At 53.0% G+C, this 13,731-nt stretch carries 9 protein-coding genes; 3 read left to right on the top strand and 6 right to left on the bottom strand.

Going from position 1 to position 13,731, the window contains the following annotated elements:
- Positions 1-242 precede the first annotated feature (242 nt).
- The 4 genes from ACTUJZ_RS08490 to ffh all read right to left on the bottom strand — a co-directional run bounded on the left by ACTUJZ_RS08490 (position 243) and on the right by ffh (position 7,450).
- Positions 243-1,460 (bottom strand): phosphoenolpyruvate carboxylase, encoded by a 1,218-nt coding sequence (locus ACTUJZ_RS08490; protein ID WP_463635862.1) that lies wholly within the window; start codon positions 1,458-1,460, stop codon positions 243-245.
- On the bottom strand, positions 1,457-2,092 hold the full coding sequence (locus ACTUJZ_RS08485; RefSeq protein ID WP_463635861.1) for a condensin complex protein MksE: 636 nt from the start codon (positions 2,090-2,092) through the stop codon (positions 1,457-1,459). The genes ACTUJZ_RS08490 and ACTUJZ_RS08485 overlap by 4 nt, the downstream gene beginning before the upstream one ends.
- Positions 2,089-5,769 (bottom strand): ATP-binding protein, encoded by a 3,681-nt coding sequence (locus ACTUJZ_RS08480; RefSeq protein ID WP_463635859.1) that lies wholly within the window; start codon positions 5,767-5,769, stop codon positions 2,089-2,091. The genes ACTUJZ_RS08485 and ACTUJZ_RS08480 overlap by 4 nt, the downstream gene beginning before the upstream one ends.
- Before the next feature lie 280 nt (positions 5,770-6,049).
- A complete protein-coding gene (gene ffh / locus ACTUJZ_RS08475) occupies positions 6,050-7,450 on the bottom strand; it encodes a signal recognition particle protein (RefSeq protein WP_463635858.1) in 1,401 nt (466 codons plus the stop codon).
- Between the two features lie 234 nt (positions 7,451-7,684).
- On the opposite strand from ffh, the gene ACTUJZ_RS08470 reads away from it, so the two are divergent.
- A complete protein-coding gene (locus ACTUJZ_RS08470) occupies positions 7,685-8,479 on the top strand; it encodes a cytochrome C assembly family protein (RefSeq protein WP_463635857.1) in 795 nt (264 codons plus the stop codon).
- Positions 8,480-8,596: 117 nt separating this feature from the next.
- A complete protein-coding gene (locus ACTUJZ_RS08465) occupies positions 8,597-9,889 on the top strand; it encodes an HlyC/CorC family transporter (RefSeq protein WP_463635856.1) in 1,293 nt (430 codons plus the stop codon).
- A gap of 4 nt (positions 9,890-9,893) precedes the next feature.
- Here ACTUJZ_RS08465 and ACTUJZ_RS08460 read toward each other — a convergent pair whose 3' ends face one another.
- Together ACTUJZ_RS08460 and sixA are read right to left on the bottom strand one after the other, a co-directional pair.
- Positions 9,894-10,073 (bottom strand): hypothetical protein, encoded by a 180-nt coding sequence (locus ACTUJZ_RS08460; protein ID WP_463635854.1) that lies wholly within the window; start codon positions 10,071-10,073, stop codon positions 9,894-9,896.
- A gap of 152 nt (positions 10,074-10,225) precedes the next feature.
- Positions 10,226-10,738 carry a phosphohistidine phosphatase SixA gene (gene sixA / locus ACTUJZ_RS08455; protein ID WP_463635853.1) on the bottom strand — a complete coding sequence of 171 codons (513 nt, stop codon included), beginning with the start codon at positions 10,736-10,738 and terminating at the stop codon, positions 10,226-10,228.
- Between the two features lie 173 nt (positions 10,739-10,911).
- Here sixA and ACTUJZ_RS08450 point away from each other — a divergent pair, with 173 nt between their 5' ends.
- Positions 10,912-13,656: an insulinase family protein gene (locus tag ACTUJZ_RS08450; RefSeq protein ID WP_463635852.1), complete on the top strand. Its 2,745-nt coding sequence runs from the start codon at positions 10,912-10,914 to the stop codon at positions 13,654-13,656.
- Positions 13,657-13,731: the final 75 nt, after the last annotated feature.

Genomic DNA, 13,731 nt, shown 5'->3' with positions numbered 1-13,731 from the left:
GCGTGGTGTAACCAAAATTAAACACGCATTCTACGCGGTCACAGCCTGGAAAGTTCAGCTGCCTCCGCGCCACACGGCCAGTCCGTGGCGAGGTTGCCCGTAAAGCGGCAATATCGCTTTACAGTCCGCACCAGGATGTGCGGACTGGTATAAGTATAACCAAGGATCGGCAAATGCCAAGTTTGGCCAGCGCCTGCGGCAAGATTGGCTAGCCCCGCGGCAAAATTAGGTAGCACTCGCTGTTAACGCAGTCCCAGGGTGATATCGTGGATAAAAAAGTTGCCGTTATATAAAGGATGCACATCACCGCTGTGCTCCAGGGCAAAAAACTGCTTATCCTCATCATCCAGCGCCTGATAGCCGCCAATCACCTGGTATAGCCAGACTTCCGGGTCAAACTCGAGTTGCTCCTGCTGATAATATTCCAGCGCCGAACATGGTTGGCCATCATCGATAACCTGGCAGAAATAGGCTTCCACCGCCTTGGCCAGCGGATCCTGTTTTAAGGTGAGGGTATCCTGTTCGGTCACTTCGATGGCGCTGGCCGGCGCACTGGCTTCCTGGCGCTGATGACGGTGAATATCGGTCAGCCCGGCCACAATGCTCTGGTGCGCACTTTCATGTTCCAGGTTGGTGACATCGGCATGGGCTGGCTGGATCAGGCTGGCCGCCTGATTAAACAGCACTGGCACCGACGACAGCCGGCTATAATCGGTGGGGGTAAAGTCCGGTTGTTGCTCAATATGCAGCAAAAAACCTTTGAGCAAGCGGGTGCGGCCCTGGAACTCTCTGAACCGGCCTAACAATTCCAGTAGTTTGGCCTGGGCCACCGACAATTCCTGCGCGGCTTTGGCAAAACGCTGCTGCAAGGTGACCACCAGCAGGTGACGTAATTCACGATGGCTGCCGGCCAGTTCGCTGAGCTCATCAAAACGAAAACATTCCAGCTGATTAAGCAGCTCGGACACCTGGCTTTGGGCCAGTTCGTTTTCGCGGATCTTGGCCTCTACCGACGCCACATAGCCAAACTCATTATTAATGCGGCTGAACATCAACCGCACACTGTTACTCAGTGATTCAGTGAGCTGATACACATGCTCGGTCACATCGCTCATGTGGGCATGGGCTTCATTAAAGCGCTGATGGTGCAGCGCTTCTTTGTAATGCTCGGCCAGGGTTTTGAGCGCTGCCAGCGCGCCGCCGATATTGGCGTCGATATTTCGGTTGCGCTCATCCTGCAGGCTACCTTCCAGCAGATTGCGCACCGCCGCTTTTAATCGCAACGGGCTGGCCGCATCCGGGCGCCACAGCACCTGTAACTGCACCAGTTGCTCTAACACCTTGGCACTATGCTGCTGCTCATTCACATGGCCGTGAACATAGGCCTGCATAATCAGTTCGCTGTGCCGGCCCAACGCATTGAGCAAGCGGGCGCCGGCCTGCATCATGGCCTGACTCATAGCAGGCTGCCCTGGGTAATGGCCGCTTCGGCCTGTTCGGTCAGCGACAGCGATTCGGTTTCATCGATAAATTTTATGACATCATACAGATGCTCGACCTTACCGGTGGCAAGATAAATTTGTTTATCGGCATTGGGGCGAATGAGATAGCCCATATCGGTGAGGCGCTTAAACACTTGCTTCAGCTGACCATCCAGGTTGACACTGGTAGAGTTAAACACCCGGTAGCGCGACAACTTTTCCAGCTGCTCGGCGTAAGCCGGCGTATCTTCGATCACCGCCTGTAGCTCGCTTAACCGGATAGCACTGCCCTGAGTCACCGGCAGGTCGGCCTCACCGGCCTGCTGTACCAGCAACAACCACTCCACCAGCGGCACTAATGCGGTGGTGGTTTCCTGAAACTGCGCTTGCAATATTTTGCGCTCGTCATCACCTAAGGTCAGGTAGGCAGCAAAAAATACCTCGCCCTCAGCGGCGGTGGCCAGGGTGCGGTTTAGCAGGTTTAAATGCGGCTCCAGCTTTTGGCTGTTGTCGCGCTGCTTTAAAAAGCGCCAGGCTTCTTCATCGCTGACCTGGCAGATGAATTTTCCTTCCAGTAACTGGCTTACAATGCGGCCGGCTTCAGACATCATACAGCAGCTTCCTCTTGGTTACGGCGGGCTTTTAAACGCTGGGCAATCGCACTGGTTTTGGGTTTGACAATTTGCAGCTTGCGGCTGACCTTGTCGATAAGATAGCGATTTTCAAACAAATTGAGCACATCAGACTCAGGGTTGGGGAACGCCCCCACCACACTGATATTGTTTTTCTGACAGGCATCGAAGATCTTTTTCACGTTCGACTGGTGCAAGGTGCCCAGTTCATCGATGGGCCAGTGCACCGTCGCCGCCGCATCGGTACGCAATAAGCGGGTGAAGGCCAGCAAGAACTTACATAAAATCAGATAGGCCATGCCGTGACTGGACGACTCATTCAACTGGCGATCGGTGCGGATCACCAGATTGCTGTTGCCTTCGCGCAGATGCAGCTCGATATCCAACAACTTGCTGATGCCGCCGGTCAGTGCCGCTCGGCCCAGAATATCCAGCACGCGGCGCATGCTCTGGCCGTAATCTTCTTCTGGCAGGCTGGTAGCCCCCTGCTCCATCCACGCATCATACAGCGCTCGGAAATGCTCCAGCTCTGGCCAAAATTCCAACTCGCTGATGCGTGAGCGGATCTTCACCGCCGATTCTGAGACCCCGTCTAAAAACAGTTCGCTGTCGACTTCTTCGGTGATGCGGCGACTTTGGCTGACAATGCGCTTGTCGATATCGGCCAGTACATAATAATACTGGGTCAGATCCGCACCAAAGATGCGGCCCTGTTCTTTTAGGCCCTGCAGTTTTTGCGGCACGATCACATTTAGCAATTGGGCCAGGTGGGTCACCATCCGCCGATGGTCCACGCTTTTGACGCCATGGGCATTGATCACCGCGCATTCCTGGCGGGCACGCTCCCAGGTATCGGATAAGCCGGTGCCGGCCTGCGCGGCAATCAGCTGATCAAAGCGTTCGACATAGTTGCGCACATCGCTAAGCAGATTTTCCCGCTCTTGCATCAACTCCTGCACCTGCGACAAACGCTGGCCGATACTGGCCTCATTGTCGCCGGCCTGTGCCGTAACCGCCGGCAACGTTAAACGGCTTAATGCACGGCGTAAGCTGGTGACCTGCTCGAGCTGCTCACTGGCGGTTTTCAGGTTGCTGTCCAGCTCTTGCTGGGCATCCAGCAAGCCCTGGCGAATGGTGCGATACTGACTATGCTCTTGAGCCAGACTGCGTTCACTGTCGGCCAGCAGCTGGCGAGCATCGCTCAAGCCCTGCTGCCATTTGACTTTATGGCCGGTAAACACTACCTGATACCAGCGCTCAAAGTCAGCCACCTTGTGGCGCTGGCTTTCGGTTTGCTGGATAGATGTTTTAAGCGTTTTGATACGTTTTTTCAGCTGGCCAATTTCGTCCACATCCACGCCACGGTTATTGAGCTCGTTTTCCAGCCAGCTTTCCAGTTCCCGGCGATCCTGGCTGGCCAGCGCTTTGGCCTGCTGAATATCGGCATCACACTGGGCCAGTTGCGCTTCGGTATCACTGACCAGTTGCTGCCAGTGAAAACGGTGCTCGGTCTGGGCTTCGCCTAGCTGGTCTTTAAGTTCTGCCTGATTTTTGTCAAAGCGGGCCTGCAACTGTTGCTGCTCTGTTTGATTGGCCTCCAAACGGGCGCGGGCTTTTTGTTTGCGCGCACTGACCGCCTGCTGATATTCGCTAAGCAAGCTGTCGCGATCTTGCTGGGCACGTTTGCGGCTGGCTTCGGTACTGCGTACCCCATTGTCTTTCTGGGTCACTTCCAGCTCGGCATTACGTACTTCTTCGCTGGCACTGGCCAACCTGGCTTCGCAGCGATTTTGTTCTTCCAGCGCCTCGGCCAGGCTGGCCTGGGCCGCTGCCAGCTGCTGTTTTAGCTGGGCTTCGCTGTGCGCATAATCGGGGGTGGGCAGTGCTGAAGTAGCCAGGCTTACCCCAAACAGGGTGGTATTGGCCTGCTCAAACTGCGGGGCCAGGTCGGTGCGATCCAGTAGCTCCGGGCGGATCACCTTGCCTAAGGTTTGTTCCCAGTCGCTGACATGCTGACGTAAAAACTCCAGTAACGAGCCCTGCCCCGGATATAGCAGCTGGTTGATGGCTGCCACCGCTTTATCTTCTTTAAGATATTGCTGACGGGCTTTATCCAGTGCCGAAGACGCTGCAGTACGCTGTTGCTGGCAGGTAGTAAGCCGCGCCTGGGCCTGGCGCAATTCGGCGCGCGCCGCATCTTCGTTGACCGTGGCTTCTTTGATGGTGGCATCCAGCAAATCCAGCTGGGATTGTTCAAATTCGTTGTAGCCAGCGCTGGATACCGCAGCTTTTAACTCAGCCTCGGTCACTTTAAGCTCACTGCGCTGCTGCGCATGCTCGGCTGACAGGGATTGCTCGCGGCGGGCAAAGTCTGAGGTCAGGGTGTGCAGTGCAGCTTGTTCCTGCTCGCGCTGATCGGCACGGGTCTCAGCCACCTGCTGACGTTTGGCCGATAAGGTTTCTAAGGTAGCGGTGAGCTTTTCACCGGCCTCGGCCAGGCGGCGGGCATAGGCTGATTCGATATCCTGGTGCTTTTCGGTGAGCAGGGTATAGCGGGCACTGCTGGTCTCCAGCTCATTTTGCCACTGACCTAAGCTGGCCACATGCTCTTTGAGCTGATCAATATCCTGAGCCTGCCAGTGCTCATACTCTTGTTCCACACTTTCCAGGTCGGCAGTGAATTTTTCCACATCGGCGCGTGCAGAAGACACTGCCTGGTTGAGGCTGTCGCGGCGATCCTGCCACTGGCTGTCGTTATGCTTTTGCTGCAGGTTGTTTTCATCACGCTGGCTTTTAAGTGTGGCCACCTGGCTGTCCAGTTGCACTTTGTCCTGCTCGAACTGCTGTTTAAGGCGGGCCAGGGTTTGCTCGGTATCATTAAGCGCCAGGTCGGCTTGTTCCAGGCGGGCAAATTCAGGCCGGATCTGGTCAAATTGTTTGATCAGATGACATTCTTTGAGCCAGTCATCGACCCGATTGCGGCTTAAACTGGAGGTGGGTGGCTGCACCCCGTCTTCTTCTAAGATCGCCGCAATCATGGCTTTGATGGTTTCCATCTTGCCTTCTTTGGAGTGCACTGCCTTGGCCAGTTTTTCCATATGGCGGATATGATGCTGGCTGGCACACAGACTAAAGATGCGGGCATAGCCTAAGAGTTCGCGGGCATTGCTGCTTTGATTGAGCACGCCCTGGTCATTTTGCAGGATGGCGCGAAAATCTTTGGTGTTGAGCTGGCTGGACACCAGAATATCCTGGCGTTTCAACGCCCGGGCCAGCTCAGCGCTGGCCACACTGGTGTGTGCCTTGCCCGGCTGTGCAATCAGATAATCATCCAAATCAAATGGCTTGCCGATAAACCGGTAGTTTACCCCACTGCCGGTGGAGCTGAGCACAGCCTGGCACAAGTCGCCTTCGGCGCGGGTGTATTCATAAATGATAAAACTGGAAGGACGCGGTAGATACCAGCGCTCGAAGCTGTCACGGGTGGCCGGCACCACACGGCTTGGGTATTCCCCGTAAAACACTGGGATCAGCCGTTGTAGGGTGGTTTTGCCTGAGGCATTGGTACCACAAATGTTGGTATGGCCATCCAGTTTAAGCTCAACCACACCGGGGAGGTGGGTATCGATAAGTATGATACGTTGTAAACCCGCCATAATCTTCCTGTTGTTCGGTGGCAATGCGCATGCTGATGCAGCATAAATAAAGATGGAAAGTGGGTGCCAGGCACCTTGCGTGGAAGGGGGTACAACCACATCACCCATCATTGCAGGGCATGCAGTGTAGTATGAAATGATCCATTTGCCCAGTCCTGAGGTAAGGCCGGGATGGGGCCTTACGATAACCACAACCTGTCATCGCAGCCCCCCTGATAGCCGCATAAAAAAACCGCCAAAAGCGGCGGTTTTTGAAAGAAGTAGCTAGCTTGTAGCAGGCTTAACGTGGCGGGAACATGCCTCCCATGCCACCTGGGCCACCCGGACCGCCGCCACCTGGTGGCATCATGCCTTTCATCTGGCGCATCATTTTTTTCATGCCGCCACCGGACATTTTTTTCATCATCTTCTGCATCTGGGTAAATTGCTTAAGCAAGCGGTTTACATCCTGGATCTGAGTACCCGAGCCTGCGGCAATCCGGCGCTTACGCGACCCTTTGATGATTTCCGGGCGCGCCCGCTCGCCTGGTGTCATTGAGTTGATGATGGCTTCCATCTGGTTGAACTGCTTGTCATTGGCCTGGTCTTTGATTTTCTCAGACATATTGCCCATGCCCGGCAGCTTATCCATCAGGCCCATCATGCCGCCCATGTTTTTCATCTGCTCAAGCTGTTCTTTGAAATCTTGCAGGTCAAAGCCTTTGCCTTTCTGGACTTTTTTGGCTAGCTGCTGGGCTTTGTTTTTATCAACCTTGCGCTCAACTTCTTCGATCAGGCTGAGTACATCGCCCATGCCTAAGATGCGCGAGGCCACCCGCTCCGGGTGGAACGGTTCAAGGGCATCGACTTTTTCGCCCATCCCTAAAAACTTGATGGGCTTACCGGTGATTTGACGTACCGACAACGCTGCACCACCACGGGCATCACCGTCGGCTTTGGTCAAGATCACACCGGTTAGCGGCAGGGCATCATTAAATGCTTTGGCGGTATTAGCAGCATCCTGACCGGTCATGGCATCAACCACAAACAGGGTTTCGATAGGATCCACTGCTTTGTGCAGCGCCTTAATCTCATCCATCATGTCATGGTCGACGTGCAGGCGGCCGGCGGTATCCACCAGCAGCACATCATAAAACTGCTTACGCGCAGAATCGATGGCGCCTTCCACAATATCTACCGGGGTCTGCAACACCGTAGATGGATGAAAGCCCACATTGACCTCGTTGGCCAGGGTTTCGAGCTGCTTAATCGCGGCCGGACGATAAATATCGGCACTCACCACCATCACTTTTTTCTTTTCGCGCTCAGTCAGGTATTTGGCCAGTTTGCCCACACTGGTGGTTTTACCGGCACCTTGCAGACCCGCCATTAGCACTACGGCCGGCGGCTTGGTGGCCAGGTTAAGCTTTTCGTTAGCCTCCCCCATCACAGATTCAAGTTCAGACTGAACAATTTTAATGAAGACCTGACCGGGCTTCAGGCTTTTGGATACCTCGGTACCTACCGCCCGGGCTTTCACCTGGGCCACAAATTCTTTGACTACAGGCAGCGCAACGTCAGCTTCCAGCAACGCCATTCTGACTTCACGCAACGTCTCTTTAATATTGTCTTCAGTAAGACGCCCGCGCCCGCTGATGTTGCGAAGCGACTGGCCAAGACGTTCTGATAAATTTTCAAACATACAATGCAGTCTTCTTTTAGCTTAACGAATATAGGGCGCAGTATAACGAAATTTGCCCGCTGAACGTACCGTTGTTGGTCATCTTTTGTCACTAATTGGGGAAGCACTGGGCAAAAACAACCACAATGGTTGAATTTATCAGGCACATACAGTATCAATAGCTACCGACACGCTGCCGCCATGCTATGCTAGCGTTCTCATCGCGCCCGTTGGATTTGTGTTACAGGAACCTACATGATCACCCCTTTTGCCACGCTGGCTATCTGCTGTTATGCCTTAAGCGCCATTCTTTTGATGCGCCGGATTGTGCATCATGAGCGCGCAGCCAGTGCCACCATCCCACTGGCTCTGGCAGTCACCGGCTCGCTGGCCCACATCGGCTTTTTAACCCAGGCTATTTTGGTGGCGCCGGGGCAGAATATGAGTATCACCAATGTGTTATCCCTGGTGGCCTGGCTGATCACGGGCTCTATGCTGCTGTTTTACCGGGTATTGCCCAACTTAATTTTGCTGCCCGTAGTGGTGGCCTTTGCCGCCATTACTGTGCTGGTGTCGCTGATCATTCCAGTTGAACACATTATGCATATTCAGCTGCAGCAAGGCCTGGTGGTACATGTGACCCTGTCATTGTTTGCTTATGGAGTGTTAGTGATCGCGTTTTTATACGCACTGCAAATGTCCTATATTACTTATAAGCTTAAGCAAAAAGGCTCCGGGCTGCTGCATTCTACGCTTCCGCCATTGATGATGGTGGAAGGCATGATGTTTAAGCTTTTGCAGGTCGGCACCGGTTTGCTGGTGATTTCTCTGCTTAGCGGCTTTGTATTTTTAGACAATATGTTTTCGGCGTTGTACGCCCATAAAACAGTGTTGTCACTGCTGGCACTGCTGGTTTATGTGGTCGTGCTGGTAGGCCAGAAAGTACACGGCTGGCGCGCCCGGCAGGTCATTATTTTGAATGTCATCGGAGTCTTGCTGCTCACCCTGGGGTATTTTGGTAGCCGCCTTGTCCGCGAAGTGCTGTTGTAACCTGCACAGATGATTTACCATAGCGCTGGCATGTGACACCCAGATGCATCATTTGCTTAGCCGCCTGCTCGATAGCGCGGCAAGAACCTCTTTTTAAAGGTACAGGAACCAAACTCGTTGGACGACATAGCAACCAGCACCCTATTTATTGTATTGGGCGTGCTCATTTTACTCTCGGCATATTTTTCCAGTTCTGAAACCGGCATGATGTCGATTAACCGCTACCGGTTAAAGCATCTGCAAAATGAAGGTAATCAATCTGCAATGCGCGTGCAGCGTCTGCTGGAGCGCCCTGATCGGCTGATTGGCCTGATCCTCATCGGCAATAATCTGGTCAATATTGCCGCCTCGTCCATCGCGACCATCATCTGTACCCGGCTGTTTGGGGATTACTGGGGCTTTTTTGCCACCACCTTTGGCCTGACCCTAATTTTGCTGATTTTTGCCGAGGTGACGCCGAAAACGCTGGCGGCCTTGTATCCAGAAAAAATTGCCTTTCCCAGCTCGCTGATCCTGCTGCCTTTGCTGACTGTGATGTACCCGTTTGTGGCGCTGATCAATAGCATTACCAACAGTATTTTGTACTTGTTGCGCATTAACCCTACCAGCGGTAGTGATGACTCACTTAGCCGGGAGGAGCTGCGAACAGTGGTGTATGAAGCCGGGGCTATGATCCCAAAAAAGCACCAGGACATGCTGGTCAGTATTCTGGATTTAGAAAGTGTCACTGCTGAGGACATCATGGTGCCGCGGGCAGAAATTTTTGCCATTGATATCAATGATGACTGGAAAAAAATTCAGAAGCAGCTGACCAGCTCTCAACATACCCGGGTGCTGTTATATCGGGATAAGATTGATGATGCGGTGGGCTTTGTTCATGTACGCGACGCACTGCGACTGTTATCTAAAGACCAGTTCACCAAATCCAGTCTGCTGCGGGCGGTGCGCGAAATTTATTACACGCCGGAATCTACCCCCCTGCACACCCTGATGTATAAATTCCAAGCCGAAAAAGAACGCATAGCCCTGGTGGTGGATGAATACGGCGATATTATGGGGTTGGTAACCTTAGAAGATATCTTAGAAGAGATCATCGGCGACTTTACTACCAGCATGGTGCCGGATCACAGCAAAGAAGTGCATTTACAGCAAGATGGCAGTGTGCTGGTGGATGGCAGTGCTAACATTCGTGATCTGAACAAAGAAATGGACTGGAAACTGCCGACCGAAGGGCCAAAAACCCTCAACGGGTTGTTACTGGAGTACCTAGAAGAGATCCCGGAAAATAAGGTCAGCGTGCGTCTGGCCGGTTACCCTATCGAAATTGTAGATATCAGTGAGAACATGATTAAAACGGTTCGTATCATGCCTGAATACTACACCGCACAAAACGAACCGTCGGCTGACTAGGCGGTTATTTTTTTACCTGGGTGCGCCGCGCCAATACCTGCGCCTTGGCGGCGGCCACCTTGGCTGACAGCAAGCCCAGCTTGCCAATCAGTTCGCGAGTTTCTTCATCCTCACGCAAATCTGACTCCGCCAGGTGTCGCTCCAGCGAACGCTGCAACAGCTCGGGTATCGATTTTGTTGACATGCCTGTGGTTGCCTTGTGCTATGCCAACCACCCATTTGGCTGACCTTGTGTCCCTTTCTGATCAGGTTATCGGACATACCACCAGGAACTTAAGGTAAAAAGCGACAAATATTTGACGCTAGTGGGCTTTTTTTTTCTTGCCGCGTATTTTGCTACGAGCGCCCCTGAAAATGCTCCAGCAAGGTACCGCGCTGCCGAGCCGGCGAATATTCGATCACCGCTACCGAGCCGGTGGCGAACAGCGGCATGCTGTGAGTGTGGCACAGTTCATCCACCAGATAACTGACCAGTGGCATATGGCTAACCAGCAGAATGCTGCGCAACGGCTGCGTCCGGTGGGCAGACTGACTTAACAAGGCATCGATATAATCGTGCGCCTGATGAATGTCGCCATCAGGCACAATGTCATTACTGATTTCGATGACCGGTACAGGCTGATGCTGGCACACCACATCAAGGGTTTGACGGGTGCGTAGGTAAGGAGAGACCAAAGCAAGATCGATCGCCTGTGCCTGGCTGTACTTTTGTAGCCAGTGCGACGTAGCTAATGACTGGGAGCGGCCGAACTCTGTCAGTTTGCGCGATTTATCATCGCGGCGGGCAGCCTCTGCTTCGCCGTGGCGCATGATAAAAAGTAAGACGGAGTCATTGCTTTGACGTGGCATAACATTACTAATACTATGAATTATTGCTGCCAAACGATATCAGAACCGGGTTTTATAGCCTAGCGATAATCTTCGAAATATTCATTTATGCAAGCCACAACAGGCACGCAAAAACGGGCAAATGTGTCGTTCCCTTATAAAAATGCAACGAATTCGACTCAAATGAGGGCATTTTGACAACATTTAATTTTTCGCAATCTCGCTGCCTGACCCTGGACAATGGGCTGACAGTCATGCTGTGCCCGCCGCCGGGTCACGAACAGAGCGGGTTTGTTTCCATAGCGGTCAAGGCCGGTCATTTTTATGATCCCAAGCCGTTTCCAGGCCTGGCACACTTGCTTGAGCATGGCTTGTTTTTAGGCAGCCAGCGATTACCCGAAGCCAATGCAATCAACGATATCGTGGAGCGTTGCGGCGGGGCGATCAATGCCTGGACCGGCACCGAGTACGCCAACTACCATTTTCATTGCCAGGATGATACGCTGCCGCAACTCCTGCCGGCCTTTGCTGATATGCTCAGCCAGCCGCTGCTATCGCCCTGCGCACTGACCAAAGAAATTGAAGCCATTGATGCCGAGTTTCAGTTCAAGCGCAAAGACGACTTACGCCGGCTGTATCAGATCCATAAAGAAACCTGTAACCCTGCCCACCCGTTTAGTCAGTTTTCGGTGGGCAATGCCGAAATCTTTAATGCCTGTTCCATTGATGAATTACAAGCCGCCCTGCTGGCCCATCATGCACGTTACTATTGCGCCAGTAACATGGCCTTGTGCATTGTTAGCAGCCAACCGCTGGATGAACTGGAAGCCCACGTAAGAAATATCTTTTCAGCCCTGCCGGCCGGCGAACGTGCACCTGATGACTGGCCTGCGTTATATCTGCCCGAGCAACTTGGCGTACAAATTAATATCCAGCCACTACAGACCGCCCGGCGGATGATTGTGACCTTCCCACTGCCGGCGCTGCACAATGATTACAAAGTAAAACCATTAAACTTTATCAGCCATCTGTTGGGGGATGAAGGCGAAGGGTCGCTGCTGGCGTACTTAAAACAGCAAAACTGGTGTACCAATCTGATTGCCGGCAGCGGCATTGAAAGCGATGATTTTAAAGATTTTAATGTCAGCTTTCAGCTCACCGAAACTGGCCTTGCCCATCAGGCCGATATTCTTGAGGCTTTATTTGCTTACCTGGCGTTGATTCGCGACGGGCTGGACGACCCCTGGCGCTATGCAGAAAAAATGCAGCTTCATGCGCTGGCCTGCCAGTACGATGATGCGCCAAAGCTGATGCCTCTGGCCAGCGACTATGCCCAGCACTTGTTTATTTTTGATTTTGATGAAATCCCCCACTTGCGCGAGCCGGTGGAAGACTACAATAAAGACCGGCTGCACGAGGTGCTCGACTATTTTGCCGCCGACGCAATTCGGATCAAGTTAATAGCCCCTGGTGTGTCTACCAACCAGACCTGTGCTTATTATGATGCTCACTATGCTGTGGAGCCGCTCGATGAAGCCTTGTTACAACGGCTGCGTGCACCGGCTTCGCATCCAGCTCTGGCCTTGCCGCCGCCCAATCCCTATTTGGGTAGTGAGTACACACTCGCCCCGATTGAGCAGGAATTTAGCAAGCCTCAGATGATATTGCAGGAGCGTGGCTTACGTTGCTGGTTTGGCCAGGATACCCAGTTCGACAGTCCTAAAGGGGATATTTACCTGTCATTTGACACCCCGGCATTTTGTGCCGATGTCAACGCCATCGCCGCCAAACGCATTTGGTTAGCCTGCTTAAATGATGAATTGCAGTCAAAATATTACCGGGCAGAAATTGCCGGCCTGCATTACCGCTTGTACGGCCATCAGGCCGGGTTCAGTCTGCACACTCGCGGCTTTACGCATCAGCAGGATTATCTGGTACAGGAGCTGGTTGACGCGCTCACCCGGATCCAGCCTGAACGCGAACAGTTTGCTTTGCGCCAGGCTATGCAGATTCAAAATCTGCAGAACTCGCTGCTGAACAAACCCACCAACCGCTTATTTTCACGCTTAAGTGTACTTATTCAGCGCAATACACAGGCGCCCATCGACCTGTTAAAAGCGGTCACGCAGTGCCGATTTGAGGATATGCAACACACTGCCGCGCAGGCATTGGACCATTTTTATCTGGAGTCCTTTATGCACGGTAATTGGAGCAGTGACCAGGCGCACCAGTTCAGCCAAACATTGCGCGAGCGCTTTGGACAGGCCAATGGCGAGCCCCTACCCCGCTCGGTCTCTCGCCTGCCCACCGGTGAAACCTATTTTCATCAGGTTCCCAGTGAGCAGGACGATGCGGCGGTCATTGTATATCTGCAAGCTCCCAGCGCTTCGATAGAAGATACCGTACTGTGCATGGTGTTAGAGCAGTTGTTGTCTGGCCCGTTTTTTACCATCCTGCGCACCCAGAAACAGCTGGGCTATGTGGTGGGCACCGGTTATGTTCCGCATAACCAGCATCCTGGCATTGCGCTATATATACAAAGCCCGCGCTATGCGCCGGCCAGATTGTACAGCGAAATCCGGCGATTTTTGGCTGACCAGCTCAAGCAAATTGAACTGTTTGCTCCCTACTGGCAGAACATTCAGCACAACTTGCTAAAGCAGCTTGAAGAGCGGGATTTATCATTGTCGATGAAATCCCAACGCCTGTGGATCAGCCTGGGCACAGCGGACTATCAGTTCAATCGCAATCAGCGGCTCGCCCAGTGCGTGCAGGGCATGCAGTTTGACAAGGTAAAAAGCTATGCAACCAAAGTGGCTGCGCAGCAGATTTTTGGCGAACTGGTGTTGTATGCTCAGGGTAAGTTTGAACATGAGGTCTTGTCTGGCGGTGTGCAGCAGGATGATATCAGTGCATTTAAAGCATTGATGACTGGCTGACCAGTCGGCATTAAAAGCCAGCGCAGGGCCCCTGCGCTCAAAGCACCATTGCAGACAAATTCTTTGCCTGCATTA

Source organism: Alteromonas sp. WD8-37 (assembly GCF_055326825.1).
The sequence above is the reverse complement of the archived record's forward strand: the minus strand, read 5'-3'. Positions and strand labels throughout refer to the sequence as shown.

What these genes read in the sequence shown, in the direction of transcription:
- ACTUJZ_RS08490 (WP_463635862.1), bottom strand. Translation starts at nt 1,460, where the DNA reads ATGAGTCAGGCCATGATGCAGGCCGGCGCCCGCTTGCTCAATGCGTTG.
- ACTUJZ_RS08485 (WP_463635861.1), bottom strand. Translation starts at nt 2,092, where the DNA reads ATGATGTCTGAAGCCGGCCGCATTGTAAGCCAGTTACTGGAAGGAAAA.
- ACTUJZ_RS08480 (WP_463635859.1), bottom strand. Translation starts at nt 5,769, where the DNA reads ATGGCGGGTTTACAACGTATCATACTTATCGATACCCACCTCCCCGGT.
- ffh (WP_463635858.1), bottom strand. Translation starts at nt 7,450, where the DNA reads ATGTTTGAAAATTTATCAGAACGTCTTGGCCAGTCGCTTCGCAACATC.
- ACTUJZ_RS08470 (WP_463635857.1), top strand. Translation starts at nt 7,685, where the DNA reads ATGATCACCCCTTTTGCCACGCTGGCTATCTGCTGTTATGCCTTAAGC.
- ACTUJZ_RS08460 (WP_463635854.1), bottom strand. Translation starts at nt 10,073, where the DNA reads ATGTCAACAAAATCGATACCCGAGCTGTTGCAGCGTTCGCTGGAGCGA.
- sixA (WP_463635853.1), bottom strand. Translation starts at nt 10,738, where the DNA reads ATGCCACGTCAAAGCAATGACTCCGTCTTACTTTTTATCATGCGCCAC.